This window comes from Sphingobium sp. FW306-1B-F04DB, from assembly GCF_058781925.1.
On sequence record NZ_JBYSXE010000032.1, the window covers coordinates 1 to 24,080 of the forward strand.

Below are 24,080 nucleotides of genomic sequence, written 5' to 3' on the forward strand. Positions count from 1 at the left end.
CGAAACGCCCCATCTGCGCCCCCCATCATCGCAATGGAGATTAGCACATCAGCACGTTTTTACACAGTCTGGACCCAGAGCCGGACGTAGCTGCTCCCCTCCCTGAAAGGGAGGGGCTGGGGGTGGGTAGGCGCGCTTAGCGCGCCTCGCTATTCTGGCTGGATGCGTCGTATCCCGGCCCATATGACCACCAATGCCCGTGCGCTGCGCAACGGTCAGACGCTTGCGGAGCGGCGGCTGTGGCACCGCTTGTCGTGCTATCGGCCGCGATTTACACGGCAGTTGGTGGTTGGACCTTATATCATTGATATCGCATGCCGGACCGCGAAGCTGGCGATCGAGCTCGATGGCAGCCAGCATGTCGAGGCGGCCGGTCATGATGCCAACCGGACCGCCTTTCTGGAGGAGCATGGTTGGGTCGTGCTGCGCTTCTGGAATGGCGAGGTGCTTGAGAACCCCGAGGGCGTTGTCGAGGCGATCGTCAACAAGACCGCCGAGTGCCTCGGCGGAACCCACCCCCAACCCCTCCCTTCCAGGGAGGGGAGAAGGAAGGCTTGAACGTCCGCTCTCACTCCATAGCCGTCATTCGACCACATGGCGGTCACGCGCTCTGGCCTTCGCATCGGCCTTGCGCTAGTGCCCCGCGCGCAATGTCCGATCCCGCAACCATCCGTCGCCTCTATGGCCGCGCCAAGGGGCACAAGCTGCGTCAGGGCCAGGCGCAGCTGCTTGAAACGCTGCTGCCGCAGATCAGCGTCCCCGACGAAGGCCCCGTCACCGCCGAGGGGCTGTTCGGCCATGACCGGCCGCTGCATTTCGAGATCGGTTTCGGATCGGGCGAGCACCTTGCCTATCGCGCGGACCTGTTGCCCGACCACGGCTTCATTGGCTGCGAGCCCTTCGTCAACGGCGTGGTCGGCGCGCTACTCCATGTCCGCGACAGGCACCTGCCCAATGTCCGCCTCCACAATGGCGACGCACTGGACGTGCTCGAACGCCTGCCCGACCAGTCGCTGCGCTTCGTCTATCTGCTGCATCCCGATCCCTGGCCCAAGGCGCGCCATGCCAAGCGCCGCATGGTCAATCATGGGCCACTGGACCTGATCGCAAGGAAGCTGCAGATCGGCGGAGAGTTCCGGCTCGGCACCGACGACCCCACCTATTGCCGCTGGTCGATGATGATCATGAACCAGCGCCGCGACTTCCGCTGGCTCGCCGAGAGCCCCAAGGATTTCCTCACCCGCCCCGGCGGCTGGCCCGAAACGCGCTATGAGCGCAAGGCCCGGCAAAAGGGCCACGAGGTATGGTACTTCCGATATCAGCGCGTGACCGCCGAGTAGACAAAGGCGCCGCAGCGCTACGCTCTAGGCCGCTTCCCAAGGGAAACGGTCTGGTGGGCGGTGTGCCGGAACAGCAGCGACGTTAGCCGAATATGACGGCGTTGCCTGTTCCGAACACGCCGCCCACCACTTCCCGTCCCCGCTTGCCCGATCGCACGCGATTGCGCGATAATGCGCCATGCTCACGCTGCTCTACCGTCCGCTGGAATGGGATCGCGCAGCGCTTGTCGCGTTGGCGATCGCGCTGAGCGTCGCGCTCTACTGCCTTGCCTACAACCTGCTCGCGGGCGTGTCCGAATCCCTGCTCGATGGACTTGTCTGGGCGGGGGTGAACGTCGTTCCCTTCTACCTCGCATTCGAGCTGCTCAAGCGTGCGACGCGCGCGCATGAACGCATGCTCGCGCTTGCCGGTGCGATCGCGATATCGCTCGCGTTGCAGGGTGCAGCACACGGGCTTGATGCGCCCGGATTCGAACTCGTGCGTCGCCTGCCCGCCGCGCTCCTCGTCCTGACGCTGGCGCTGCTCGGGCCCGCGCTCGCGCTGCGGCTCGAACAGCACGCCCGGCCCGCCAGCGATCCCGACGCGCTGCCGCTGATGCCGCGCCAGATCGACTGGATCGCGGCGGCGGGCAACTATGTCGAGCTGCACGGCGCGGGGCGTATCATCCTCCACCGCGCCTCGCTCGCCTCGATCGAGCAGCGGCTGGCGCCGCACGGCTTCGTGCGTATCCATCGTGGCCGGCTGGTGGCCCGCCATGCGATCGCACGCTGCCGTCCCAACGATATCGTGCTGCGCGACGGTACGCTGCTCAGGACCGGCGCACGCTATCGCGCGACCTTGTCCGCCGGGCTTTAGAAGTTTCGTCCCTTCGTCCCATCACGCTGGCCCGCTTCCGGCCTGCGTCGCATCTGAGCCTTTCCCACTGTTGAGACAGGGAGATGAGGTCAATGCTCCGTGCAAGGTATCTGCAATCATTGATACTGACCGCGCTTACATGCGCTCTCACGCTGCCCGCCGCCGCCCGCGAAGCGGTGATGACGGGCGACCTGCCGCGCAAGCAGCCCGCACCGCTCGAGAACACGCCCGGGCTCGAAACCGAATATGGCGTCGTCACCATGCCCGATGGCGTGCGGCTGCGCAGCATCGTCACGCGGCCCGAGGGGACACAGGCGCCACTGCCAGCGCTGTTCCTCGCGCAATGGGTGTCGTGCGGCAGCATCGAATTCCGCCCCGATCGCCCCGATACGCTGCGTGACCTCGCACAGCGTTCGGGCCTTGCGTTGATCCGCGTCGAGCGCGCGGGGACCGGCGACAGCGAGGGACCAGCCTGTTCAGCGCTCGATTATGATACCGAGGTCGCACATTACCGCGCGGCGCTCGACCAGCTCGCGCGCCACCGCTGGATCGATCCCGGCCGCATCGTGATCTACGGCTCGAGCCTCGGCTCGACCACCGCTCCGCTGATCGCACAGGGCCGCCGTGTCGCCGGGATACTGGTGCAGGGCGGCGGTGCGCTCACCTATCTCGAACGCATGATCCAGTTCGACCGGATCAACCTCGAACGCAGCGGCAACGTGCTGCCCGAGCGGATACATCCGGAGATGGTGAAGCGCATCGCCTTCCAGCAGCATTATCTGATCGGTCGCAAGACACCCGCAGTCATCGCCGCCCAGCACCCCGAGTTCGCGGGCGTCTGGGAGAGCCTGTTGGGGACCGAGCCGGGTTCGCACTATGGCCGCCCCTTCGCCTGGCACTGGCAGGCGGCGCAGAAGAACTTTCTCGGCGCGTGGACACGCATCGAGGCGCCGGCGATGGTCGTCTATGGCGAGCATGACCAGTATGAGACACGGCACGGCCACCGGCTGATCGTCGACACGCTCAATTCGCTCAGGCCCGGCAGCGCGACCTGGCTCGAGATCGCGGGCGGCAGCCACGATCTCGAAATCTTCCCCGACGCGATTGCGGCCTATCGTGATGAGGGCGGCCGCCGCGCGCCCGAGCTGTTCACCGAGCCCGTGATCGCGTGGCTCAAGCGCGTGACGGCAGCGCGATAGCGGTCAGGGCAGCGCCGCGATGGCGCGCGAGCCGGGTTCGCAAAGCGCCCTGTCCGCCGTCGTGGCGGAGCGCGCAGGTGGGGCATAGGCCGGGACCTCGAACGGCTGTCCCAGCGCCTTCGCCGCGAACAGCCCCGGCGCATAGCCCGCGCAGCGCGCATAGAGGTCGAGCAGCCGCGGCGGCGTGTCATAGCCTTCGTAGGAGAGGCGGAAGGTGCCCCAGTGGATCGGGAGTCCGTAAGACGCGCCGAGCCCGGTGAAGACATTCACGGCCTGCTCGGGCCCGATATGGCTTCCCGTCCCCATCTGCCCGGGCTCGAAGCGGAAGGCGCCGATCGGCAGGATCGCGAGCCGCACCGGGCCCAGCTTTGCCGCCTCCGCGGGCCAGCGCATGTCACCCGGTCCCGTGTCGCCCGCGAAGAAGATATTGCCGCCCGATGTGGTGACCGTGAAGCTCGACCACAGCGCGCGGTTGCGGTCGGTGCCCCAGCGCGATCCCCAGTGATGGTTGCGCGTCACGACGACATCGATCCCGGGCTTGACGGGTACCCGCGTACCCCAGTCGACCGCCTTCGCCACCGCGCCGCCCTGGGCGATCACGCTGTCATTGCCGAGGCTGGTGACGATGAGCGGCTTGTCGCGCTCCCAGAGCCTCCGGAGCGTCGGCAGGTCCATGTGATCGTAATGATTGTGGCTGACCACGACGACATCGATCTTCGGCAAATCGTCGAAGCGGATGCCGGGCGCGGCCACGCGCCGCGGCCCCGCGATATTGAAGGGGCCCGCGACGTCGCTCCACACGGGGTCGGTCAGGATATTGAGCCCCTGCGTCTGCACGAGCACCGTCGCATGGCCGACCCAGGTCGCCACCATGCGATCACCCTCGACGCGTGCAGCGGGCTTCGATGGCGTGACCGCTACCTTGGCGGGCCATTCGGGCCGGCCGTCATTGCCGAGGATCCAGCCCGCGATAAATGCCCCACGGCTGCCGCCTCCCGAAACGCGGTCCGTGTCCTCCCCGTCGGGATTGAAGAAGCGGTGGCCGTCATAGTGGTCGCTCTCGGGGCCCCGGTAATAGATCCGGTCGGTAAACCGCGGAACCAGCACGATCGCCAGGCACAGCGCGACCAGGACGAAGAGCAGGGTGACGCTGATCCATTTGAGCGGTCTTGATACGATACGCGGCATCCCGCCCCCTGCTGGCCAGTTTTCCGGAGAGATAGGTAATCCCGCCGCGATCGCAACCGCTTGCGCGATGCGGTTTGACAGGCCGTGCGCCGATTGCTTCAGAGACCGGATGAGTGACATCTTCCGCGCCCTCGCCGACGAGAGCCGCCGCCAGCTGCTCGACAAACTGTGCGACCGCAACGGCCAGACCCTCACCCAGCTCTGCGACGGGCTCGCCATGTCACGCCAGGCGGTGTCCAAGCACCTGACGATCCTGCAGGACGCAAACCTCATCGCGGTGCGCCGCAGCGGCCGCGAAAAGCTGCATTTCCTCAACCCGGTGCCGCTGGCGCAGATCGTCCGCCGCTGGATCGGCAAGTTCGAGGATGTCCGGCTGCTCGAGCTCGCCGATCATCCCGCCGTGCGCCGCCGGCCCCCGGCCTCCGCCGAGGCCGTGACCCCATAAGCCGACGGCTCAGCTGACCGCCGGCGCCGGCTCGTCCGTGACCAGCGTGAAGCCGGGCACCGCGCGCGTCTCGCGGTACTGGCCATGATACATGTCCATATAGACCTCGACCGCAGCGGCCTCTCCGCAGCGAACGACGTAGATGTCGACGATGTTGCGGAATACGCCCATTCCCGCATTGCCCGCGCGTTCGAATTTGGGCGCATTGCCATCGCTGCAGCGCAGCCGTGCCAGATACGCGTGCTCGCCCGGCGGGCCATTGACACGCACCGGGTTCTCCTTCGAGCCGAGCGGATGCGCGTCGGCTTTCTCTACGGCCTTGGCGAGCTTCTTGCCGGACAGGCCGCCCATGCCCATCGCACGCATCATTGCGCCGTAATCGGGCTCGTCGCTCTGCGCCGCAACGGCCGGCTGAACCACCAGCACCAGCGCCCCGAACCCCGCTAGGAGAAATCTGCCTGCCCCCATTTAACCCCCTCCAACACCCCGTGTTTTCCGGATCCTATACCGCCTGACGAGCCGCGCAAGGCAGCTTTATCTCAGCCATGTGCGGCCTGCCCCTGGCCCTTCGGCGCATCGATCAGCAGCAGCGCGCACAGACCCGCCGCCACGCCCGACACACCTGCCGCCAGCGCCGCCCCATGAAACGCGCTCATCGACACCGCCGCGCCGCCATCGGTCAGCACCAGCCCGATCAGGGCGGTGGCGACGAGCCCGCCGACGCGCGCCGTGGCATTGTTCACTCCCGACGCCGCGCCCGCATGATCCGCATCGACCGCGGCCATCACCGTGGTGGTGAGCGGTGCGACGCTCACCGTCATGCCGATCCCGACCAGCGCCATCGCGGGGAGGATGTGGCGCCAGTAATCGATCTCCCCGACGGGCAGCAGCGCGAGCAGCGCAAAGCCCAGCCCGGCAATGACCGGCCCGGTCACGAGCGGCAATTTTGCACCGATTTTCTCGGCGATCCGCCCCATCGGCCGTGAGCCGAGCCCCATCGCGATCGGCAGCGGCAGGATCGCCGCGCCCGCGGCGGTCGCAGGCCAGCCGCGCGCGATGAGCAGATAGGGCACGAGCAGCATGACGCCGCTCAGCCCCGCATAAAGCAGGAAGGTCAGCAGCGTGACGCCGGTGAAGGTGCGCGTGCCGAAGAGCGCGAGCGGCATCATCGCGGTCTTGCCGCGCCTGGCCTCGACGACGAGGAACAGGATCGATGCCGCCATGCCCACGGCCAGCGCGGGCCATGCGCTCGCGTTGCCGCCCTGCGAGAGGCCGGTCAGTCCCCAGGTGAGCCCCGCCAGCCCTGTGGTCGCGAGCGCTGCCCCGGCCCAGTCGGGAGCGCCGGCGCGCGCGGTGTCGTCTCCGCCTTCATGGATATGCCGGAGCCCAAGCCAGAACGCCGCCGCGCCGAAGGGGAGGATCAGCAAGAAGATGGCGCGCCAGCCGACCGCGTCGACGAGCCAGCCGCCGATGACTGGCCCGAGCGCCCCCGTCGCTGCACCCGCGGCTGCCCATGTTCCGATCGCACGCCCGCGCGCCTCTCCCGCAAAGCTCGCGCCGAGGATCGCAAGACTTGCGGGCACGAGCAATGCGGCGCCGATGCCCTGCGCCGCGCGGGCGGCGACGAGCGTCGCGATGTCGGGCGCGACCATGCAGCCGATCGAGGCGAGCATGAACACCACCAGTCCCGCGAGGAACACGCGCCGCCGCCCAAGCCGGTCGGCCAGCGCCCCGCCCAGTAGCACCAGCGCTGCGAGCGGCAGCATGTAGCCGTTGACGATCCACTGGACCCCCGCCGAGCCGCCCCCGAGATCGGCCGCCATCGCGGGCAGCGCCACCGTCACCACAGATCCGTCGATAAAGGCCAGGCTCGATCCCAGCACCGTGGCCCAGAGCGTTCCTGCCCCGGCGGTTTCCGCCGCCCGTTCGGCACAAGGTCGCGCCTCGATCGCGGCGATGTCGCACGGTCCCTGCGCGGCGTTCGTGGCACCGCGGCGATGATGTTGCGGCGATGCGCGATCGGCCTGCATGCCCAAAGGCTAGATGCCCAAGTGCCGCGCGGCAAGCCGCGTCAGCGCTCCCACCATTCCCAATCGGCGGAGTGCCGAACTCACACGCCCTCGAGCAGCTTTTCCCTGCGGATCTTTTCCTGCCAGACGAGCGGCGCGAGGTGGTGGACGCTCTGCCCCTCGGCATCGACCGCGACGGTGACGGGCATGTCCTGCACCTCGAACTCGTAGATCGCCTCCATGCCGAGGTCCTCGAAGCCGACGACCTTCGATCCCTTGATCGCCTTGGCGACGAGATAGGCGGCGCCACCCACGGCCATCAGATAGGCGCTCTTGTGATCCTTGATCGCCTCGATCGCCATGGGGCCGCGCTCGGCCTTGCCGACCATCGCGAGCAGCCCCTGTTCGAGCATCATGCGCGTGAACTTGTCCATGCGCGTCGCGGTCGTCGGGCCGGCGGGGCCGACCACTTCCTCGCCCACCGGATCGACGGGGCCGACATAATAGATCACGCGGCCGCGGAACTCGACGGGGAGCTGTTCGCCCGCCTCGAGCATGTCCTTGATCCGCTTGTGCGCGGCGTCGCGGCCGGTGAGCATCTTGCCGTTGAGGAGCAGGCGGTCGCCATGTTTCCAGCTCTGCACCACTTCCGGCGTCAGCGTGTCGAGATCGACGCGGATCGCGGCCTTGTCGGGGGTCCAGTTGACGTCGGGCCATTCGGACAGGTTGGGCTGCTCCAGATAAGCAGGGCCGCTGCCGTCCAGCGTGAAATGCGCGTGGCGCGTCGCGGCGCAATTGGGGATCATCGCGACGGGCTTGCCCGCGGCATGGCAGGGCGCGTCGAGGATCTTGACGTCGAGGATGGTCGAAAGTCCGCCCAGCCCCTGCGCGCCGATGCCGAGCGCGTTGACCTTGTCGAAGATCTCGATGCGCATCGCCTCGATATCGTTCTGCGGTCCGCGCTGCTTCAATTGCCCCATGTCGATCGGGTCCATCAGTGCCTTCTTGGCCAGCAGCACGCAATGTTCCGCGGTGCCGCCGATGCCGATGCCGAGCATGCCGGGCGGGCACCAGCCCGCGCCCATTTGCGGGATCATCTCGAGCACCCAGTCGACGATCGAATCGCTGGGGTTCATCATCTTGAACTTGGACTTGTTCTCGCTGCCGCCGCCCTTGGCCGCGACATCGATGCTGACCTTCGATCCCGGCACCATTTCGACGTGCAGGACGCTGGGGGTATTGTCCCTGGTGTTGCGGCGGGTGAAGGCGGGATCGGCGAGGACCGAGGCGCGCAGCTTGTTCTCCGGGTGGAGATAGGCGCGGCGCACGCCTTCATCGACGATCGCCTGAAGCGACCGGTCGGTGTTGTCGAGCCGGCAGTCCATGCCCCATTTGACGAAGACGTTGATGATGCCGGTGTCCTGGCAGATCGGGCGGTGCCCCTCGGCGCACATCCGGCTGTTGGTCAGGATCTGCGCGATCGCATCCTTGGCCGCCGGGCTCTTCTCGGCCTTATAGGCCTCGCCCAGCGCGCGGATATAATCCATCGGGTGATAGTAGCTGATGAACTGGAGCGCGTCGGCCACGCTCTCGATAAGGTCGGCTTCCCGGATGATCGTCGTCACTATTTGGCGTCCCGCTTGGTCGGAGTCGCGCGCGGCCTTAAACCACTTTCGGCGCAAGCGGGAGGGGGTCAGCGGGCTATCGCGCGGCGGCGTTCAAGGCTTTCGGGCGGCCAGACGGCCTTAAGGTCGTAATATTCCTCGAATTGGGGAACATCCTCGGGAAGCCTGACCCATGGCTGTTTCGAGCGCGTATAGATGTGCACGTCGGGCGAAAGCGCAGACGGATCGTCGAGCGTCCCCACCCGCACGAAACGCAGCCAGCCGCGCCGGCCATAGTCGCTCCACAGCGCGGTCTGGCAGGCCGGACAACGATAGATATCATGCGGGCGTCCGCTGTCGGTCGGCACCTCGACCGGCTCAGGCGCACCCGACAGCAGCGTCATCCGGTCGCCCTCGATCAGCGCGTTAAGCACGAACGCGCTCCCCGTCTGCCGCTGGCAGTCGAGGCAGTGGCAGCAATGCACGATCAGCGGCGCACTCTCGATGCGGTAACGTACCGCGCCGCACGCGCAGCCGCCCTCGCTCATGCCACCGCTTTCAGATTGCGTGCGAATGCCGCTATCCCCGCCTCCATCAGCGGCTCGACCATCGCGGCAGCATGGTCGGGCAGGACATCGCAGGTCCAGATCATCACGCCGCCTCCATCGCCGTTGTCGCGTATCTGGAAGCTCGCATTGTGATGCGCGAAGGGTCCGTCGACGACCGCATAGGCGATGCGCCGCCGCCCCTCGTCTATGCCCACCAGACGCTCGCGCACGACCATGCCATTCGCGAAGGTCACCGTCCGCACATCCTCGTCGAGCACGCAATCGGTCAGCACCCCCGCAAAGGCGCGGTGCGCATTTTCGAAGTCGCACGCCGCCTGCCATGCGGCCCAGCCGTCGGGCACATGCACTTCCCTCGTGATCGAAGCCATTCTCGCCTCCTCTTGTTGCAATCGCGCACGCCTGCGCGCACCTCATGGATCTAGCCCAGGCGGGTTCACCCGCGCTTGGGGAAAAGGGCAGGCCGATGCCAGTCAACGCTTCCTCGCTGCATTCCGTCCCGCGCACGCGGACGCTTGCGGCCGGCCCAGGCTGGATCGTCGACGACGTGGTCTGCACCGCCGGCCCCGGCGACCGGGCGTTCGAGGAACGCCATGGCTGGACGAGCATCGCCGCGGTCGTCGATGGCCAGTTCCTCTACCGCGCCGCGCAGGGCAGCGCGCTGATGGCGCCGGGGGCACTGCTGCTCGGCAATCACGGCACCTGCTTCGAATGCGGTCATCAGCACTCTGCGGGCGATCGCTGCATCGCCTTTCGCTTCGCGCCCGAACTGGTCGAGGAGGTCGTCGCCGACATGGCGGATGTCCGGGCGACGCACTTCGCGCGAGCCGCCATCCCGCCGGTCGACCAGCTCGTCCCGCTGTTCCACGCGCTTCATGATCTCACAGGCGCGCCCGATCCGCTCCACGCAGAACAGGCCGCGCTGACCGTTCTCTCCACCGCAATCGCGCTCGACACAGACACGCGGGACCCCGCGCCCGATGCCCGCGATATCGCGGCCGCTGCCGAAGCGGCGCGCATCATCCGCACCGACTTCGTCGAGCCCCTGTCTATCGCGGCGCTTGCCGAGGCGACGGGGACGACGCGCCGCCGCCTTTCGCGCGCCTTTCGCCGTGCGATCGGCGTCACGCCGTATCACTATATACTCAACCGCCGGCTCGATGCCGCAGCGGCGCGCCTGCGCGATACCGATGCCAATGTGCTCGACATCGCGCTCGATACGGGTTTCGGCGATCTCTCCGAATTCACCCGCCGCTTCCGCGCGCGCTTCGGCCTGCCGCCCGCCGCGTGGCGCAAGCGGGTACGTCGCTAGGGCTCAATCGGCGAAGGGAAACATATGCCAATAGGGCCGCGCCTCGGCACGTACGCGCGCAATCGTCGGCCGCCCCTCCAGTCGCGCGAGATAGGTCGCGACCTTGGGGAAGCGTCCCGCCAGCGGATGCACCTTGTTCGCGTAGAACAGCGAGGGTGACGCCGCGCAATCGGCCAGCGTGAAATCCGCGCCCGCCGCCCATTGATCGCCGATCTCGCCCTCCAGCCAGCCATAGGCCTTGTCGAGCTTCTGCCGCGCCTGCTCGACAGTGAAATCGTCGTGCCCGCCGTCGGGACGGATGCGATCGAACACGATCGCCTGCATCGGCGTCATCACGAAATTGTCGAAGAAGCGGTCGAGAAAGCGAACATTGAGCGCCGCGTCGGGATCGGCGGGGATCAGCCCGCCGCCATTCTGCCGGTCGACATATTCGATGACGATGCTGGATTCGCGCACCACCCGGTCGCCGTCGGTCAGCACGGGCATGTGCTCCATCGGCCAGAGTTTCGCGAATTCCTCGCCTGTCGCCGGGTCATCGAACGCAACCACGCGCCAGCCAAAGTCCACCTCATGCTCGTAGAGCGCGATCAGCGCCTTCTGGCAGTAGGACGAAAGCGGGTGCCCGTAGAATGTCTTCGTCACGATTGGCCTCTCCCTTGTTGCGGCTTCGCGGGCGTCTCCCCCGGCGCGAGCCCGAAGAACACTTCGACCGAACGGATCATGCCGTCCGCGAAGGTGAAATACTCGGTGTTGCGGAAAGCATTGCCCGCCCTCGAGCGCCCTTCATAGAAAACGAAGCATCCGGCGCTCGCCGGCTGCACCTCGATCAGGTCGAGCCGTTCAAAGGTCCCCGCATTGGGCCAGCAACGCTCGAAATATGTCATGCGGTCGATGTGATCATCATAGGGGCTCGTGAAGGTGAAATCGGGATGCAGCAGCGCCTCGATCCTCGCGCGGTCCGCGGTCATGTAGCATTCGAAGCTCGCGCGGACCTTCGCCGCCATGTCTTCCGGCCGCATCACGCCTCTCCTCAACGCCTGCGCGCATAACGCATCATCATCGCGCCGGTATCGAACTGGCGGCTCCCGATCAGTTCGAGTTCCTGCCGCGCGTGCTTCAGCTCGAACATGCGGCGCCCCCCACCCCATAGCACGGGCAGGATCATGATCATGATCTCGTCGACGACCTCTGCCGCAATCAGCGCGCTCGACAGATTGGCGCCACCGAATGCGAAGATATCGCCGTCGACGTCCTGCTTCAGCTTCGCGATCGTCGACGGGATATCGCGCGCGATCATGCCGTTCCAGCCCGGATCGCCCATCGCCGTGCGCGAGAACATAGTCTTGGGCAGCGCGTTCATCGTGCCGGCATAGGATATGCCCGCCGCCGGGCTCCCGGGATCGGTCTCCGCCGCGCTCCAGAAGTCGCGGTTGAACTCGAAATTGACGCGCCCATAGACGAGGTGGCGCGCGCGTTCGAGCGCATGCCCCGACCAGTTCCTGTCCAGATCGTCGGACCATGCCGGCCCCTCGAAGCCGCTTTCGGGCTCGATATAGCCGTCAAGGCTGGTGAACACCGAAACGACAAGCTTTCCCATGAAACCTCTCCTCGTTCATAACCGCTTGCGATTCACAACCAGTTGCGGAGTAACCAGACTGATTTTATATTGCAAGCAGTTTTGGGCGCGGAGACGATTTTGAGCGATGATCTGCGGTCGGGGTGCCCGATCAATCTGACGCTGGAGGTGCTGGGCGACCGCTGGAGCCTGATCATCATCCGCGACCTGATGTTCGGCAATCGCCGCCATTTCCGCGAACTGCTGGGTCGTTCGGAGGAAGGCATCGCCTCCAACATCCTCGCCGATCGGCTGAAGAAGCTGGTCGACAAGGGGCTCGTTACGCGCGCGGACGATCCCAGCCACAAGCAAAAGGCGATCTACAGCCTCAGCGAAAAGGCGATCCAGCTCGTCCCCCTGATCGCGCATATGGGCGCTTGGGGCCGTCGCCATATGCCCGTGACCGAGGAACTCTCGATCCGCGCGCAACTGCTCGAGGAAGGCGGGCCAGCACTGTGGGACGCCTTCATGGACGAGCTCCGCGCGATCCATCTCGGCGCGCCAAGACCCGAACGCTCGGTCTTTGCCGAACTTCAGGCCGCCTATGAGGCAGCCTGCGCCCGCTAGCGCAACCGGAAGGCTGGCGGCCGCCAGTCCGTCATGCAGCCTGTGTCGAGCGCAGTCGTTGTCCCCGCCCGGAAAAAGGCGTGACGGATACGGAAGATGCACGCATTCTCCTCGGTGTGGCCGGCGCCTGCCACAACGAGGTGGACGGAATTGGGCAGCGTCTTGCGCAGTTCTTCCGCCCATGGCGGCGGTGCCACCGGATCGGTATCGCCGCTGACGAGCAGGGCGGGAACGTCGGATCGGAACGCCGCCGCATAATCGTCGGGCAGGTCCGTTTTCGGCCAGAGCACGCAGGCGCCCATTTGCGCGTCGATCCGGAAGGTGCGGAGAAAGCTGCCCCGTCCCGCAGGGGCCACTTCTTCAGGCCGGATGCGGTTGACGAACTCGTTGCAGGTGACGGAAAAGGCGACCCCCGATCTCACTGCGCCATAGAAGTTGCGGGCGGAGCGCACCGCCACATCGGCGAATGCGCTGAAGTCTCCCGCGGCGGCCTGCGCGATCAGATAGGGAATCTGGCGGGCCTGTGAGGATCGGTACAGGAAAACGCGCAACGCATCGACAAACGCTGCGTCCGTGAGACGGACCTCGCTCCGCACGCCCGTATCCGGGTGGCGCGCTCTGGTGCTGATTGGCCCCTGTCGCACCCGGCCGAGCACTGCCGCGAAATCGTCGCGCAGCCGCGGATAGGCGGCGGCGCACGCGGCATCGCGCGTGCATTGATCGAAAAGCCGATCGAGAGCCTGTTGCCCGTCCCGCGGCATGTAGAGCGGGGTGCGGTTGGCCATGGGGACCGGGCTCAACAGATAGGCGGCACGAACATGGTCGCCATGCCGGCGGATATACTGTTGTGCAGCATAGGTTCCGAAGGAGCCGGCGATGAGATTGATCCGCGTGTAGCCGAGCGCGCGACGAACCTCGTCCAGATCCGCAATCCACGCGGCCGTGTGATACTGGCTGAGGTCGAAGCGCGGGGCGAGTGCGTCGCGGCACGCGCGGACGGTCGGCAGATCGAACGGCCCCTTGAGATAGCCTTCGAGATTCTCGTCCGATCCGGGCGAAGCGCAGCCGAGGAAATGGCCTTCGCCCGTACCCCGCTGATCGATGAGGATGATGTCCATATCCTCCCGTTCGGGTGCGTCCGCAAACAGATCGGCCAGCTCGGAAGCGGTTTCGCCGGGCCCGCCTGCGAGATAGAAGATCGGGCCGAGCGCGGCATTTTGTCGCCGGGCGGGAAGAAGAATCACCTTGAGCGGGAGCATGCGACCGCGAAGCGTCCTGCGATTTTCAAAGACGCGATAAATCCCGCACCGAACCGGTTCGTCGATGCCCTCGATCCGGCATGGTTCGAGAGCGATGGCCGATTGCCTTTCCCGCGCAACGGCATCGGCAGCCGGGCCGGGGATGGGCAATCCCCATGCCAGCAGGGCACCAACCACTGCCATCGCGCGCACGGTCCAGCCCAACCTCAATTCTCCTTTGGCTAGATGCCCAGTGCCCCCTTCGGCACATGCGTGATCCGGCACGCAAGATCCGCCTCGCCCGACGCAACGACGAAGTGATCGCCCGCGTCCACAATTCCCGTGGTGAACACCACCCCGTCCAGATAGCGCTGATGCGCGATCGGATCGGTCAGCGCGGGTGCGGGTTCGAGCAGCGGGCCCTCCCCCTCCGCCACGATCCGGCTCGGGTCGTCGCGGTGGAGCAGCGTCCAGAAGGTGCGGTAGATGCCGACGCTCCCGCCCGGCCCGACGCGATGCCATAGCGTCAACCAGCCCCGCTCGGTCAGCACGGGCGGCGCCCCACCGCCGATCCGCTCGGTGCCCGCGCGCGACCGGATGCCCGGCCGGTCGACCGGTTTCCAGTGCAGGCAGTCGGGCGAGGTGGCAAGGTTGATCGAGGGCCCCGGCAGCCATTCGCTCCCCGGCGGCCACGCGAACCAGACATCGCCCAGCGGCCGCGTCTGCGCCCAGTATTGGCCGCCCACCAGCCCCTCGAAGATCAGCATATCCTTGTTCTGGTGGTCGAGCACCAGCCCCTCGCAGCGCCAGTCGCGTGCGTCGGCCGAACTGTAGAGCGTCGTTCCCAGCCGTTCGGGGCTGACGCTGCAGGTCGTCATCCACCAGCGATCGCCGACGCGGCTGATCCGCGGATCCTCGATGCCGTAGCATTGCGACGGGGCTGCGGGGGCGATCGCGCCGTCATAATGTACCGCCACCACCGAAAGTCCGTCGGGTGCGAGTTCGACGGGCAGCAACCAGGAAAGCGAGGTCAGCGCCAGCACGCGCCAACCGGTGCCGGGCAGGTCGAAAGTGCGCGGATCGGCGCCACGGGCATATTCGGCGGGCCATTGATCCAGCACATAGCCACCCTCGCGCCACCGGATCGCGTGCACATGCCCGCCGCTCACCGGTTCGCGCAAAGCCTCCGCAACGCGCACCATCATCAGCAGATTGCCGCCCGGCAGCCGCGTCAGCCCCGGGTTGAACGCGCCCAGCACATGGGTCTCGGCATCCAACGCCCCCGCAAGCGGCGAGCGCGACAGGTCGACATCATCAGGGGTGAATACCAGCCGGTCGACGGCAAAGCGGGTCATGCCGGAACGCTCCTCAGTCTCTCGTCGGTTGCCGGGGCGCGGTTCGCCCGTCGACCCCAACGCCTCCACCCTTCATTCTTTCCGCGGGCAGGCCACTGGGGAGCATGACGTGACCCTCCATGATCGCGAGCGGACCGCGCTGCCGCTCCCCTCATTCGTACCCGAATGAGCGCGCTTTCCGCGCGAATCCCCGAAACTCGTGTCAACACCCTAAAGCCGCCCGAAATTTTTTTCGCGCGCATCTTCGCCCCTTGCCTTTTCGGGAGCCAAGGAAACTCGGTGCGTCGCTCGACACGCTGCCACGAAGCGAGTCATTTTGGCGGCGAATTGAGTCTCGGAACCGTCATTTACCGTCTTGCATCACGCTGCCGATGAGGCACTATAGATGGTGTTGAGGCAGGGGGCCAAACGCAAGCACTGGTAGATCGTTAACGCGATGCGGTTCGCGTGGGGGTCGGCTCGTCCTTGTGGAAAGCGGGGAAAACCCCATATTGGCCAAGCCCTGCCCGCCGAAAAATGCTAGTCGGAGGCAACGCCCTCCGAGTCGAACGTATCGAGAACGGGGAACGCGTGTCATGGACTTCAGAGAGACTCAGGAAGCGAGCAACAGCGACGTGTCAGCCACCGTTACAGAAGCGCCCGCCAAGCCTGCCCCGAGCAAGGCCGAGGGGAACGCCAGGAAAGCCGAAGCCAAGCCCGAGCTGCTGGATTCGAAGAGCATCGCGCCGCAGCCCTATGCGCTCGACGTCGATCACGGCCGCGACGAGCTGCTGACCGATTTCGGCAAGGAAACGCTGAAGGACCGCTACCTGCTGCCCGGCGAGAGCTATCAGGACCTCTTCGTCCGCGTCGCCTCGGCCTATGCAGACGACGCGGCGCACGCGCAGCGCGTCTACGACTATATCTCGAAGCTGTGGTTCATGCCCGCCACGCCCGTTCTGTCGAACGGCGGCACGGGCCGCGGCCTGCCGATCTCGTGCTACCTGAACTCGGTGGACGACAGCCTCAACGGCATCGTCGACACCTGGAACGAGAATGTCTGGCTCGCCTCGCGCGGCGGCGGCATCGGTACCTATTGGGGTTCGGTGCGCGGCATCGGCGAACCCGTCGGCCTCAACGGCAAGACCTCGGGCATCATCCCTTTCGTCCGCGTGATGGACAGCCTGACGCTCGCGATTTCGCAGGGCAGCCTGCGCCGCGGTTCGGCCGCCTGCTATCTCGACATCTCGCACCCCGAGATCGAGGAGTTCCTCGAGATCCGCAAGCCTTCGGGCGACTTCAACCGCAAGGCGCTCAATCTCCACCACGGCGTCCTGCTCACCGACGCCTTCATGGAGGCGGTGCGCGACGGCGCCGAATGGGAGCTGAAGAGCCCCAAGGACGGCAGCGTCCGCGGCAAGGTCGATGCGCGCGCGCTCTTCCAGAAGCTCGTCGAGACGCGCCTTGCGACGGGCGAACCCTATATCGTCTTCTCGGACACCGTGAACCGCGCGATGCCCAAGCATCACCGCGATCTCGGCCTCAAGGTCTCGACCTCGAACCTCTGTTCGGAAATCACGCTCCCCACGGGCCGCGACCATCTGGGCAAGGACCGCACCGCGGTCTGCTGCCTCTCCTCGCTCAACCTCGAGACGTGGGACGAGTGGAACGGCGACAGGCAGTTCATCGAGGACGTGATGCGCTTCCTCGACAACGTGCTCACCGACTATATCGCCCGCGCCCCCGACGAGATGGCGCGCGCCAAGTACAGCGCCGAGCGCGAGCGTTCGGTCGGCCTCGGCGTGATGGGCTTCCACAGCTTCCTCCAGGCGCGCGGCCTGCCCTTCGAGGGCGCGATGGCCAAGAGCTGGAACCTCAGGATGTTCAAGCACATCTCGGCCGGGGTCTCCGAAGCGTCGATGATGCTCGCCAAGGAACGCGGCCCCTGCCCCGACGCGGCCGACATGGGCGTGATGGAGCGCTTCAGCTGCAAGATGGCGATCGCGCCCACCGCATCGATCTCGATCATCTGCGGCGGCACCAGCGCGTGCATCGAGCCGATCCCCGCCAACATCTACACGCACAAGACGCTGTCGGGCAGCTTCTCGATCCGCAATCCCTATCTGGAAAAGCTGCTGCTCGAGAAGTCGAAGAACAGCGAGGGCGTGTGGAGCTCGATCCTTGAACAGGGCGGCTCGGTCCAGCACCTCGACTTCCTCAGCCAGGAGGAAAAGGACACCTACAAGACGAGCTTCGAGATCGACCAGCGCTGGCTGCTCGAGCTCGCCGCGGACCGCACGCCCTATATCGACCAGGCGACCAGCCTCAATCTCTTCATCCCCGCGGACGTCGAGAAATGGGACCTGCTGATGCTCCACTTCCGCGCATGGGAGCTCGGCATCAAGTCGCTCTACTATCTCCGCTCCAAGTCGGTGCAGCGCGCGGGCTTCGCGGGCGGCGTCGAGGCGGACAACACCATCGACCTCAAGCAGATCGAGGTCGAGGCGAAGGACTATGACGAGTGTTTGGCTTGCCAGTGATCCTGCGCCTCTTCCCGCTTGCCGCGCTCGTGGCGCTCGCCGCCTGCGCGCGCCAGGCGGAGAGCGGGGTCGCGTCCGGGGCGCCGGGCTTCCTGTTCGGCCTCTGGCACGGCTTCATCTTCCCCGTGGCATGGGTGCTCTCGCTCTTCATGGACAATGTCGCGGTTTATGCGGTCCCCAATAACGGCGGCTGGTATGATTTCGGCTTCTTCATCGGCGTTGTCTTTCTCGGCGTCGGCGCGCGCAAGAGCCATGTCGTCTACCGCGACCGCGTGGTGGTGCGGCGATGAGCGGCCTGCCAGCAATTTCCCTCTCCCCGTGGGAGAGGGAAGGAGCCGCGAAGCGGCGGAAGGGTGAGGGTGACCGAATGCGCACCTACCACAACCAGCCTTCCGGCACCGTTTCCCGCGCCCGCGACCTGCGCCGCAACGCCACCGAGGCGGAGAAGAAGCTCTGGCGTGCACTGCGCGAAGCCTTCCCTTCCGCGCGGTTTCGTCGCCAGGTGCCGATCGGCCGCTATTTCGCCGACTTCTTCAGCTTCTCGGCGCGGCTCATCATCGAAGTCGATGGTGGCCAGCACGCAGAAGCGCTCAGCTACGACGCGCAACGCACCCGCTTCCTCGAAGCCCAAGGCTACCGTGTCCTTCGCTTCTGGAACAACGATGTTCTCGAAAACACCGAAGGCGTACTGACCCTTATCTCCCTCTCCTTGCAGGAGAGAGCATCGGGTTGGCCAAGCCCCCGGCATGGCCTGAACAGCGCGGGGCGCTGTTCACCCGATGCTGGAGCCGCGAAGCGGCGGAAGGGTGAGGACGACCTCGCTTCCACTCCATCACCCTCACCCTCCCGCGCGGCGCGCGGGCCCCTCCCTCTCCCGGCGGGAGAGGGGACGAACGGAGCCGACTGACATGCCCCTCCTCCAAGCCTCCAAGCAGTACAAGCCCTTCGAATATCCCTGGGCGTTCGAGTTCTGGAAGCGCCAGCAGCAGATCCACTGGATGCCCGAAGAGGTGCCGCTGGGCGAGGATTGCCGCGACTGGGCGCAGAAGCTCACCGATCATGAGCGCAACCTGCTCACCCAGATCTTCCGCTTCTTCACCCAGGCCGATGTCGAGGTGCAGGATTGCTACCACGACAAATACGGCCGCGTGTTCAAGCCCACCGAGATCAAGATGATGCTCACCGCCTTCTCCAACATGGAGACGGTGCACATCGCGGCGTACAGCCACCTGCTCGACACGATCGGGATGCCCGAGAGCGAATACGGCATGTTCCTCCAGTACAAGGAGATGAAGGACAAGCACGACTATCTCGCCACCTTCGGCGTCGACACCGACGAGGATATCGCGCGCACGCTCGCGATGTTCGGCGGCTTCACCGAGGGGCTTCAGCTCTTCGCGAGCTTCGCGATGCTGATGAACTTCCCGCGCTTCAACAAGATGAAGGGCATGGGCCAGATCGTCTCGTGGTCGGTCCGCGACGAGAGCCTCCACTGCGAGGGCATCACGCGCCTGTTCCACGCCTTCTGCAAGGAACGCGACTGCCTGACCGCCGCGGTCAAGAGCGACATCCGCGACGTCTGCCACACCACCGTGGGCCTCGAGGACGCGTTCATCGACCTCGCCTTCGAGCAGGGCCCCGTCCCCGGCATGACGCCCAAGGAGATCAAGAAGTACATCCGCTACATCGCCGACTGGCGCCTCGGCCAGCTCGGGCTGAAGCCGATGTTCATGATCGACGACCACCCCCTCCCCTGGCTCGCCCCCCTGCTCAACGGCGTCGAGCACGCCAACTTCTTCGAGACGCGCGCCACCGAATATTCCAAGGCCGCGACGCGCGGCAACTGGAACGAGGTCTGGGACAGCTTCGACCGCCGCAAGAAGGCCAAGGCCAACGACACCGGGCCCGAGGCGAGCGAGGGCGAGGACATGTTCTCCAAGGCCGGGGTGGCGGCGGAGTAGAAAAGGAATCTCCCCTCCCGCTTGCGGGAGGGGTCGGGGGAGGGCCAGCGCCAATGCCGACAATCCTCCGGATCGAAGGCTTTCGCTTCTACTTCTACAGTCACGAACCCAACGAACCACCGCATGTTCATGTCGATCGGGGCGAAGGCACCGCCAAGATCTGGCTGGAGGCCATTTCGCTGGCGCGCTGTTCCGGCTTGAAGCCCAGGGAAATCGGAAGGATATTGGAACTCGTCCGCGCGCATCGGGCAATGTTTCTGGAGGCATGGCATGGGCATTTTGGCAACGGCGGCTGACGAACGGGTGGCCGATGTCCGCTTCGACGAGGACCGGCTGATCGTCGACCTGATGGACGGCCGCACCATCGCGGTTCCGCTTGCCTGGTATCCCCGCCTCTTCAATGCCACGCCCGAACAGCGCGCGAATTGGGAAAAGGCTGGCGCCGGCTACGGTATCCACTGGCCCGACATCGACGAGGACCTGAGCACTGAGGGCCTCCTGCGCGGCGCCCCCGCGGCAAGGGCTGCCTGACCCACTCCCACCTGCGATAAGGCATTCTAACCCGACAAGTTATTGACATGTTGCGGCAGCGAAACAATGCTGCGCGGCAACTGGAACGAGGTATGAGACAGCTTCGACCGCCGCAAGAAGGCCAAAGCGAATGACACCGGGCCCGAGGCAAGCGAGGGCGAGGACATGTTTTCCAAGGCCGGGGTGGCGGCGGAGTAAGCGAAAGCAAGACTCCCCCTCCCGCAGCAAAGATTGGGCGAGACGTAACGATCTCTAACTCAACAAGAATTGACACGTTCCGTACATGGAACGATCATATGTCGATATAAAGCGAGGAGGGGCGGAGCGTGGCTTCACGTGGCGATATGCCGATCTATGATCGGCTGAGAATCAAATACGGGCTGGCAGCCAATCCAACTTCATTGATGGTTGATCGGTGGCGTGAAGAAACCAACCGCCAGATTGCCGTAGGGCTAGCACGAGAAGCTGCAGGCCGATCTGCAGCTCGCGCCATATTTCCCGGTTTTGAAACTCGTGTGTATGCTTCCGAAGCAGATACGATCGATACACTATTGACGGAAGCGCTTCGAAAGTAGCGACATGGATTGGTCAGCAATCAATGTACCAATTCCAATAGCGACGTTCTTACTTGGATTTTTGCTGTCAAGCTTCACCCTTACGAAATCAGATCGCAAGAAATTAGAGCAAGATTACTTTAAAAATTCTCAAGATTTACGAGCGAAGCACGAAACGCTGCATGATGACTATGTCTCCGCTATTCGCTCGTACACGACCCAAGACGGAGAGCCGACGTATGAGCAATTTTACGACATTGCTATCAAAGGCGATCGATATTTCGCTCATATGAACGTGATTGCGGATGCAATCATGTCCAAGAAGGTTGATGAGCAAATTCGAGATAGCACATTCCTACCAGGAATTCGCAAGGCTTCATTAACTTCCCTTCCGAAGCACTACGAGACACTACAAGCCATCTCTGAGAAAAAGAAATTTACTTACTCGGGAAAATTGGAGCGCGCCAACTTTTCATCGCTCTTTGCTGTAATTGAGAAATATGGAAGCTCAAATTAAAGCCGGAGTGGATATGCTGGAGATTGTCGCCCGCTGATTGACGTGGCCGTGGCCGTCGCGCCTCAGATCGTCAGCCGCACCACCCCGCCCGCATCCCGCCGCCATAGCGCCGTGCCAGTCCCTCGCTCGCCAGCATTCCCCCGATCGACTCCCCGCCGCGCGTGACCAGCCGCAGCTTGCGGCCGTAACGGTCGGTGTCGCGGGCGATGGGTTCGAGCGTGAAGGGGCCCTGGTTGAGCAGCGCATGGAGCCGCTGCGTGGCGCGCGCGCCAAGCGCGGCCTCGGCGGCGCAGCGCGGCGGGTGCGTTTCGGGGGTGTCGATATCGGCGATGCGGATGCGCTCGCCCCGGAACCAGAAAGTATCCCCGTCGACCACGCAGTTGGTGCCGCCGCCACTATGGCAAAGCCCGAAGCGCGCCGCGGCGGTATCCGCCGATCCCGCGGGCGCTGACGCGGACAGCGGCACGAACTCCGCGCGCCTGTCCCAGAACTGCACCCCCGCCAGCCCGAGCGCGATCCCGCCCAGCACCATCAGCCGCAACGCGCCCCAGCCGATCGCCCGCGGCCGCCGCCGCGCCGGCCGAAAGCTCACCGGTCCGCGCCGATACCCCTGCCAGCCCCGCCGCGCACGCTTCTGCGCCTTGCCGAACTCGCGGAAATCGAACACGTCTCCCATGCCGCGACCATGGCCGCACGGGGGCAAAGGAGCGGTTAACGCAGCGCGGCCTCGAGCCAAACGCCCTGGCAGCACGCCACAGGGGAATTTCCCCTCCCCCTTTTCGTCGATTGTTGCCGCCCGGCCCGCATGTTAGCCTTCAGGGCTCGGAGGCTGCTCCATGGCAAAGCGCAAGAAACCGGAAAGCGGCGCACCGGCGGCTGATGCCGCCGATGGGAAGAGGACGATCGCGGGCTGGCGTGGCGGCGCAATCGAGCTGACGCTGGGCGCCGATGACCTGGAGTTGCTGGACACCGTCCTTGCCGTCGTGCCGGTGCTGCGGATCGTGACCTCAATCGGGCAGGAAGCGCGGCGGCGCGGGCTACGCTATCCCGTTGTGGCCGCCGACGCACTGCAATCCTGCATCGGAGAAGACGTCCTGAAACTCGGCGGACATCGCATTGATGCCGGCGCGATTGCGCACATGATGCCCGAAAGCTGGTTCCCGATTGCGCATGAGGGAGAGCTGCTCGGCCGCGTGCATCTCGCGCTGCTCCGCTGCGAGTTCGAGGCCGAGCAGGCCGCACCGCGCCCCGCATTCCAGCTCGTCTGAACGGTGATCCGCCATGGCCTATGTAGCAACGGCATATAATTGGGTGACGGTCCGCAGCAGAGTCTGGACCAAAATCTGGCAAGGCCCCCTGCTTCAGGGTTTTGTCTTCCAGTTCCTCGAGTTTGGCATGCCCATCGGATCATCGACGGGCAACGCAATGGTCAGCTGGACGCTCGAAGGCTTCAGCGCGGCCCCGCCCTTCTATCAGCGCAGCTCCGGCACTTCCCCGGCACCTCCGCTAACGGGGGCCGGCTTCGGCGGATCCCCCGCCGCGGTGCTGTCGTTCCGGACATCGCCATGGGTGGAATTCAACGTCCTCACCAATCTCAACTGCTTTGCGCATATTTACGTCGTTTGAACCGCAACGCCCTTGCCCGACCCGCCCCAATATGCTTGATCCTCCCGACCTCAAGTCCGGAGTGGATATTCTGGCGATTGTCGCCCGCTGACCGTGGGCCTTGCGCCCCGGATCGCCGTCAGCCGCGCGTGGAAAAGGTTCGATCTCATGGCCCGGCCGCTCACCCCAGGCGCCCGTCCAGTCCGGACAGGGGCAATCCCATTCATGAATATCTCGAAATACGAACAGCGCGTGCTCCACGCTCTGGCGCAGGGCGGCCCGATCTACGCAATCACCCCCTCAAGCTCCTCGTTCCGCCGCGTCACCAACATCGAGATCACGAGCAGCACGTCCGACGGGTTCGACGGATCGAAGCCGTTGCGGAGCATCCAGTCGCGCGTCTCCTCCGCCTCGCTGATCAAGCGCCCGGCCTCATCGACGATGTTGTCGATCCGGAACTGGAAGTTGTCGGGCGGCTTGTCGGGCCTCTGTCCGCGCAGGCACTGGCTGATGCATTCATTCACGTCCATGCGCCACCTCTCAGCTCCTGGTCACGAAGACCACCACCACAACCGCAGCGAACGCCGCGAAACCCGAAAACAGCAGCTTGATCGAGGGCAGCAAATAACGCCGCTTCTCGATGCCGCTCTCGGCATTGTCGAAAAGCTTCCTTGCGTCGGCGAAGCCGCTGACCGGATCGCCGCCCTTGTCGAGCGGAATGGCATAGAGCGCATCCTGCGCCGCCTTGATCGCCTGTTTCTTGCCCTCGACCCCGAGCAGCTCGAGGAAAAGCAGGACGAGATAGGTGGTGAAAAAGGCGAGCAGTGCCCAGCGCGTCGCGAGCATCGCGATGCCGCCCGTGTTGAGGTTGCCCACCGACAGCAGCGTCAGCGAGGCGGGGAGCAGGATCATCACCAGATTGGTCTCGACGCGCAGCAGCTCCGCACGAAAGAACTCGTTGAGTTCGTTGATGCGAACGATCGCCTGATCCACCGTCTTGTCCGGCATGGCGCCCCTCCGGCCGATGCGCGCAGTCTATGCACGCCCGCCCTGCCTGTCCATGAGCAGGCCGATGCCGGAGCGGCAGGAAAATTACGGT

The 24,080-nt window shown here is 65.3% G+C and carries 31 protein-coding genes and 1 pseudogene; 18 read left to right on the forward strand and 14 right to left on the reverse strand.

Annotated features, from left to right (window positions below):
• Window positions 1-183: 183 nt before the first annotated feature.
• The 4 genes from AC3WJD_RS14060 to AC3WJD_RS14075 all read left to right on the forward strand — a co-directional run bounded on the left by AC3WJD_RS14060 (window position 184) and on the right by AC3WJD_RS14075 (window position 3,395).
• The gene (locus AC3WJD_RS14060) at window positions 184-558 is read left to right on the forward strand and encodes an endonuclease domain-containing protein (protein WP_492747311.1); all 375 of its coding nucleotides are present in this window, start codon (window positions 184-186) and stop codon (window positions 556-558) included.
• Window positions 559-650: 92 nt separating this feature from the next.
• On the forward strand, window positions 651-1,340 hold the full coding sequence (gene trmB, locus AC3WJD_RS14065) for a tRNA (guanine(46)-N(7))-methyltransferase TrmB (RefSeq protein ID WP_492747312.1): 690 nt from the start codon (window positions 651-653) through the stop codon (window positions 1,338-1,340).
• Window positions 1,341-1,518: 178 nt separating this feature from the next.
• Window positions 1,519-2,196: a LytTR family DNA-binding domain-containing protein gene (locus AC3WJD_RS14070; RefSeq protein WP_492747313.1), complete on the forward strand. Its 678-nt coding sequence runs from the start codon at window positions 1,519-1,521 to the stop codon at window positions 2,194-2,196.
• A 92-nt stretch (window positions 2,197-2,288) separates the two neighbouring features.
• Entirely contained in the window at window positions 2,289-3,395 is a 1,107-nt protein-coding gene (locus AC3WJD_RS14075; protein WP_492747314.1) for an alpha/beta fold hydrolase, read from the forward strand.
• 3 nt (window positions 3,396-3,398) lie between these two features.
• Here AC3WJD_RS14075 and AC3WJD_RS14080 read toward each other — a convergent pair whose 3' ends face one another.
• Window positions 3,399-4,583 (reverse strand): MBL fold metallo-hydrolase, encoded by a 1,185-nt coding sequence (locus AC3WJD_RS14080; protein ID WP_492747316.1) that lies wholly within the window; start codon window positions 4,581-4,583, stop codon window positions 3,399-3,401.
• Between the two features lie 109 nt (window positions 4,584-4,692).
• On the opposite strand from AC3WJD_RS14080, the gene AC3WJD_RS14085 reads away from it, so the two are divergent.
• The gene (locus tag AC3WJD_RS14085; RefSeq protein WP_492747317.1) at window positions 4,693-5,028 is read left to right on the forward strand and encodes an ArsR/SmtB family transcription factor; all 336 of its coding nucleotides are present in this window, start codon (window positions 4,693-4,695) and stop codon (window positions 5,026-5,028) included.
• 9 nt (window positions 5,029-5,037) lie between these two features.
• On the opposite strand, the gene AC3WJD_RS14090 is transcribed toward AC3WJD_RS14085, so the two are convergent.
• From AC3WJD_RS14090 to AC3WJD_RS14110, 5 genes are all read right to left on the reverse strand, one after another.
• Window positions 5,038-5,496 (reverse strand): hypothetical protein, encoded by a 459-nt coding sequence (locus AC3WJD_RS14090; RefSeq protein WP_492747318.1) that lies wholly within the window; start codon window positions 5,494-5,496, stop codon window positions 5,038-5,040.
• Window positions 5,497-5,567: 71 nt separating this feature from the next.
• The gene (locus AC3WJD_RS14095; protein WP_492747319.1) at window positions 5,568-7,058 is read right to left on the reverse strand and encodes an MFS transporter; all 1,491 of its coding nucleotides are present in this window, start codon (window positions 7,056-7,058) and stop codon (window positions 5,568-5,570) included.
• A gap of 80 nt (window positions 7,059-7,138) precedes the next feature.
• Window positions 7,139-8,662 carry a fumarate hydratase gene (locus AC3WJD_RS14100; protein ID WP_492747320.1) on the reverse strand — a complete coding sequence of 508 codons (1,524 nt, stop codon included), beginning with the start codon at window positions 8,660-8,662 and terminating at the stop codon, window positions 7,139-7,141.
• A gap of 68 nt (window positions 8,663-8,730) precedes the next feature.
• A complete protein-coding gene (locus AC3WJD_RS14105) occupies window positions 8,731-9,189 on the reverse strand; it encodes a GFA family protein (RefSeq protein ID WP_492747321.1) in 459 nt (152 codons plus the stop codon).
• Window positions 9,186-9,578 (reverse strand): SRPBCC family protein, encoded by a 393-nt coding sequence (locus tag AC3WJD_RS14110; protein WP_492747322.1) that lies wholly within the window; start codon window positions 9,576-9,578, stop codon window positions 9,186-9,188. Before AC3WJD_RS14110 ends, AC3WJD_RS14105 begins: the two co-directional genes overlap by 4 nt.
• Window positions 9,579-9,673: 95 nt before the next feature.
• Here AC3WJD_RS14110 and AC3WJD_RS14115 point away from each other — a divergent pair, with 95 nt between their 5' ends.
• Window positions 9,674-10,519: a helix-turn-helix domain-containing protein gene (locus tag AC3WJD_RS14115; RefSeq protein ID WP_492747323.1), complete on the forward strand. Its 846-nt coding sequence runs from the start codon at window positions 9,674-9,676 to the stop codon at window positions 10,517-10,519.
• A 3-nt stretch (window positions 10,520-10,522) separates the two neighbouring features.
• Here AC3WJD_RS14115 and AC3WJD_RS14120 read toward each other — a convergent pair whose 3' ends face one another.
• Genes AC3WJD_RS14120 through AC3WJD_RS14130 form a run of 3 tightly spaced genes read right to left on the reverse strand, consistent with a single transcriptional unit; the run spans window position 10,523 to window position 12,116 of the window.
• On the reverse strand, window positions 10,523-11,161 hold the full coding sequence (locus AC3WJD_RS14120; protein WP_492747324.1) for a glutathione S-transferase family protein: 639 nt from the start codon (window positions 11,159-11,161) through the stop codon (window positions 10,523-10,525).
• Entirely contained in the window at window positions 11,158-11,538 is a 381-nt protein-coding gene (locus AC3WJD_RS14125) for a nuclear transport factor 2 family protein (protein ID WP_492747325.1), read from the reverse strand. The genes AC3WJD_RS14120 and AC3WJD_RS14125 overlap by 4 nt, the downstream gene beginning before the upstream one ends.
• An 11-nt stretch (window positions 11,539-11,549) precedes the next feature.
• Window positions 11,550-12,116 carry a dihydrofolate reductase family protein gene (locus tag AC3WJD_RS14130; RefSeq protein ID WP_492747326.1) on the reverse strand — a complete coding sequence of 189 codons (567 nt, stop codon included), beginning with the start codon at window positions 12,114-12,116 and terminating at the stop codon, window positions 11,550-11,552.
• A gap of 99 nt (window positions 12,117-12,215) precedes the next feature.
• Here AC3WJD_RS14130 and AC3WJD_RS14135 point away from each other — a divergent pair, with 99 nt between their 5' ends.
• Entirely contained in the window at window positions 12,216-12,701 is a 486-nt protein-coding gene (locus tag AC3WJD_RS14135) for a winged helix-turn-helix transcriptional regulator (protein WP_492747327.1), read from the forward strand.
• Here AC3WJD_RS14135 and AC3WJD_RS14140 read toward each other — a convergent pair.
• Window positions 12,698-13,960 carry an alpha/beta fold hydrolase gene (locus AC3WJD_RS14140; protein ID WP_492747328.1) on the reverse strand — a complete coding sequence of 421 codons (1,263 nt, stop codon included), beginning with the start codon at window positions 13,958-13,960 and terminating at the stop codon, window positions 12,698-12,700. The two genes, AC3WJD_RS14135 and AC3WJD_RS14140, sit on opposite strands and share 4 nt — an antisense overlap.
• A 221-nt stretch (window positions 13,961-14,181) precedes the next feature.
• Window positions 14,182-15,294 carry a glycoside hydrolase family 130 protein gene (locus AC3WJD_RS14145; protein WP_492747329.1) on the reverse strand — a complete coding sequence of 371 codons (1,113 nt, stop codon included), beginning with the start codon at window positions 15,292-15,294 and terminating at the stop codon, window positions 14,182-14,184.
• Between the two features lie 575 nt (window positions 15,295-15,869).
• Here AC3WJD_RS14145 and AC3WJD_RS14150 point away from each other — a divergent pair.
• The 8 genes from AC3WJD_RS14150 (at window position 15,870) to AC3WJD_RS14185 (ending at window position 21,376) form a co-directional block, all read left to right on the forward strand.
• A complete protein-coding gene (locus AC3WJD_RS14150; protein WP_492747330.1) occupies window positions 15,870-17,813 on the forward strand; it encodes a ribonucleoside-diphosphate reductase subunit alpha in 1,944 nt (647 codons plus the stop codon).
• The gene (locus tag AC3WJD_RS14155; RefSeq protein WP_492747331.1) at window positions 17,795-18,103 is read left to right on the forward strand and encodes a hypothetical protein; all 309 of its coding nucleotides are present in this window, start codon (window positions 17,795-17,797) and stop codon (window positions 18,101-18,103) included. Before AC3WJD_RS14150 ends, AC3WJD_RS14155 begins: the two co-directional genes overlap by 19 nt.
• A 77-nt stretch (window positions 18,104-18,180) precedes the next feature.
• The gene (locus AC3WJD_RS14160) at window positions 18,181-18,720 is read left to right on the forward strand and encodes an endonuclease domain-containing protein (protein WP_492747332.1); all 540 of its coding nucleotides are present in this window, start codon (window positions 18,181-18,183) and stop codon (window positions 18,718-18,720) included.
• A gap of 1 nt (window position 18,721) precedes the next feature.
• On the forward strand, window positions 18,722-19,774 hold the full coding sequence (locus AC3WJD_RS14165; protein WP_492747333.1) for a ribonucleotide-diphosphate reductase subunit beta: 1,053 nt from the start codon (window positions 18,722-18,724) through the stop codon (window positions 19,772-19,774).
• Between the two features lie 53 nt (window positions 19,775-19,827).
• Window positions 19,828-20,070 carry a DUF4160 domain-containing protein gene (locus tag AC3WJD_RS14170; protein WP_492747334.1) on the forward strand — a complete coding sequence of 81 codons (243 nt, stop codon included), beginning with the start codon at window positions 19,828-19,830 and terminating at the stop codon, window positions 20,068-20,070.
• Window positions 20,045-20,305: a DUF2442 domain-containing protein gene (locus tag AC3WJD_RS14175; protein ID WP_492747335.1), complete on the forward strand. Its 261-nt coding sequence runs from the start codon at window positions 20,045-20,047 to the stop codon at window positions 20,303-20,305. Before AC3WJD_RS14170 ends, AC3WJD_RS14175 begins: the two co-directional genes overlap by 26 nt.
• Before the next feature lie 326 nt (window positions 20,306-20,631).
• Window positions 20,632-20,880 carry a hypothetical protein gene (locus tag AC3WJD_RS14180; protein ID WP_492747336.1) on the forward strand — a complete coding sequence of 83 codons (249 nt, stop codon included), beginning with the start codon at window positions 20,632-20,634 and terminating at the stop codon, window positions 20,878-20,880.
• A gap of 4 nt (window positions 20,881-20,884) precedes the next feature.
• Window positions 20,885-21,376 carry a hypothetical protein gene (locus tag AC3WJD_RS14185; RefSeq protein ID WP_492747337.1) on the forward strand — a complete coding sequence of 164 codons (492 nt, stop codon included), beginning with the start codon at window positions 20,885-20,887 and terminating at the stop codon, window positions 21,374-21,376.
• A 70-nt stretch (window positions 21,377-21,446) separates the two neighbouring features.
• Here AC3WJD_RS14185 and AC3WJD_RS14190 read toward each other — a convergent pair whose 3' ends face one another.
• The gene (locus tag AC3WJD_RS14190) at window positions 21,447-22,052 is read right to left on the reverse strand and encodes a thermonuclease family protein (protein ID WP_492747338.1); all 606 of its coding nucleotides are present in this window, start codon (window positions 22,050-22,052) and stop codon (window positions 21,447-21,449) included.
• Window positions 22,053-22,212: 160 nt separating this feature from the next.
• On the opposite strand from AC3WJD_RS14190, the gene AC3WJD_RS14195 reads away from it, so the two are divergent.
• From AC3WJD_RS14195 to AC3WJD_RS14205, 3 genes and pseudogenes are all read left to right on the forward strand, one after another.
• On the forward strand, window positions 22,213-22,644 hold the full coding sequence (locus tag AC3WJD_RS14195; protein ID WP_492747339.1) for a hypothetical protein: 432 nt from the start codon (window positions 22,213-22,215) through the stop codon (window positions 22,642-22,644).
• Window positions 22,645-22,657: 13 nt separating this feature from the next.
• Window positions 22,658-23,002, forward strand: a complete 345-nt coding sequence (locus tag AC3WJD_RS14200; protein WP_492747340.1) for a hypothetical protein — start codon at window positions 22,658-22,660, stop codon at window positions 23,000-23,002.
• Between the two features lie 204 nt (window positions 23,003-23,206).
• Window positions 23,207-23,272 (forward strand): annotated as a pseudogene (locus tag AC3WJD_RS14205) (YjhX family toxin); the annotation flags it as partial.
• Here the strand turns inward: AC3WJD_RS14205 and AC3WJD_RS14210 are convergent.
• Both AC3WJD_RS14210 and AC3WJD_RS14215 read right to left on the reverse strand, forming a co-directional pair.
• A complete protein-coding gene (locus AC3WJD_RS14210; protein ID WP_492747368.1) occupies window positions 23,266-23,511 on the reverse strand; it encodes a hypothetical protein in 246 nt (81 codons plus the stop codon). The pseudogene AC3WJD_RS14205 and the gene AC3WJD_RS14210 overlap by 7 nt on opposite strands.
• 10 nt (window positions 23,512-23,521) lie before the next feature.
• Complete coding sequence (locus AC3WJD_RS14215; protein ID WP_492747369.1) at window positions 23,522-23,989, reverse strand: hypothetical protein; 468 nt, start codon at window positions 23,987-23,989, stop codon at window positions 23,522-23,524.
• Window positions 23,990-24,080 lie beyond the last annotated feature (91 nt).

Bases quoted from the DNA above. Each gene is read 5' to 3' on its own strand.
- AC3WJD_RS14110 (WP_492747322.1), bottom strand. From the start codon at position 9,578: ATGGCTTCGATCACGAGGGAAGTGCATGTGCCCGACGGCTGGGCCGCA.
- AC3WJD_RS14150 (WP_492747330.1), top strand. From the start codon at position 15,870: ATGGACTTCAGAGAGACTCAGGAAGCGAGCAACAGCGACGTGTCAGCC.
- AC3WJD_RS14200 (WP_492747340.1), top strand. From the start codon at position 22,658: ATGGCCTATGTAGCAACGGCATATAATTGGGTGACGGTCCGCAGCAGA.
- AC3WJD_RS14170 (WP_492747334.1), top strand. From the start codon at position 19,828: ATGCCGACAATCCTCCGGATCGAAGGCTTTCGCTTCTACTTCTACAGT.
- AC3WJD_RS14140 (WP_492747328.1), bottom strand. From the start codon at position 13,960: ATGCTCCCGCTCAAGGTGATTCTTCTTCCCGCCCGGCGACAAAATGCC.
- AC3WJD_RS14130 (WP_492747326.1), bottom strand. From the start codon at position 12,116: ATGGGAAAGCTTGTCGTTTCGGTGTTCACCAGCCTTGACGGCTATATC.
- AC3WJD_RS14175 (WP_492747335.1), top strand. From the start codon at position 20,045: ATGGGCATTTTGGCAACGGCGGCTGACGAACGGGTGGCCGATGTCCGC.
- AC3WJD_RS14165 (WP_492747333.1), top strand. From the start codon at position 18,722: ATGCCCCTCCTCCAAGCCTCCAAGCAGTACAAGCCCTTCGAATATCCC.
- AC3WJD_RS14190 (WP_492747338.1), bottom strand. From the start codon at position 22,052: ATGGGAGACGTGTTCGATTTCCGCGAGTTCGGCAAGGCGCAGAAGCGT.
- AC3WJD_RS14085 (WP_492747317.1), top strand. From the start codon at position 4,693: ATGAGTGACATCTTCCGCGCCCTCGCCGACGAGAGCCGCCGCCAGCTG.
- AC3WJD_RS14080 (WP_492747316.1), bottom strand. From the start codon at position 4,583: ATGCCGCGTATCGTATCAAGACCGCTCAAATGGATCAGCGTCACCCTG.
- AC3WJD_RS14185 (WP_492747337.1), top strand. From the start codon at position 20,885: ATGGATTGGTCAGCAATCAATGTACCAATTCCAATAGCGACGTTCTTA.
- AC3WJD_RS14145 (WP_492747329.1), bottom strand. From the start codon at position 15,294: ATGACCCGCTTTGCCGTCGACCGGCTGGTATTCACCCCTGATGATGTC.
- AC3WJD_RS14075 (WP_492747314.1), top strand. From the start codon at position 2,289: ATGCTCCGTGCAAGGTATCTGCAATCATTGATACTGACCGCGCTTACA.
- AC3WJD_RS14115 (WP_492747323.1), top strand. From the start codon at position 9,674: ATGCCAGTCAACGCTTCCTCGCTGCATTCCGTCCCGCGCACGCGGACG.
- AC3WJD_RS14215 (WP_492747369.1), bottom strand. From the start codon at position 23,989: ATGCCGGACAAGACGGTGGATCAGGCGATCGTTCGCATCAACGAACTC.
- AC3WJD_RS14125 (WP_492747325.1), bottom strand. From the start codon at position 11,538: ATGCGGCCGGAAGACATGGCGGCGAAGGTCCGCGCGAGCTTCGAATGC.
- AC3WJD_RS14090 (WP_492747318.1), bottom strand. From the start codon at position 5,496: ATGGGGGCAGGCAGATTTCTCCTAGCGGGGTTCGGGGCGCTGGTGCTG.
- AC3WJD_RS14210 (WP_492747368.1), bottom strand. From the start codon at position 23,511: ATGGACGTGAATGAATGCATCAGCCAGTGCCTGCGCGGACAGAGGCCC.
- AC3WJD_RS14095 (WP_492747319.1), bottom strand. From the start codon at position 7,058: ATGCAGGCCGATCGCGCATCGCCGCAACATCATCGCCGCGGTGCCACG.
- AC3WJD_RS14060 (WP_492747311.1), top strand. From the start codon at position 184: ATGACCACCAATGCCCGTGCGCTGCGCAACGGTCAGACGCTTGCGGAG.
- AC3WJD_RS14105 (WP_492747321.1), bottom strand. From the start codon at position 9,189: ATGAGCGAGGGCGGCTGCGCGTGCGGCGCGGTACGTTACCGCATCGAG.
- trmB (WP_492747312.1), top strand. From the start codon at position 651: ATGTCCGATCCCGCAACCATCCGTCGCCTCTATGGCCGCGCCAAGGGG.
- AC3WJD_RS14070 (WP_492747313.1), top strand. From the start codon at position 1,519: ATGCTCACGCTGCTCTACCGTCCGCTGGAATGGGATCGCGCAGCGCTT.
- AC3WJD_RS14195 (WP_492747339.1), top strand. From the start codon at position 22,213: ATGGCAAAGCGCAAGAAACCGGAAAGCGGCGCACCGGCGGCTGATGCC.
- AC3WJD_RS14160 (WP_492747332.1), top strand. From the start codon at position 18,181: ATGCGCACCTACCACAACCAGCCTTCCGGCACCGTTTCCCGCGCCCGC.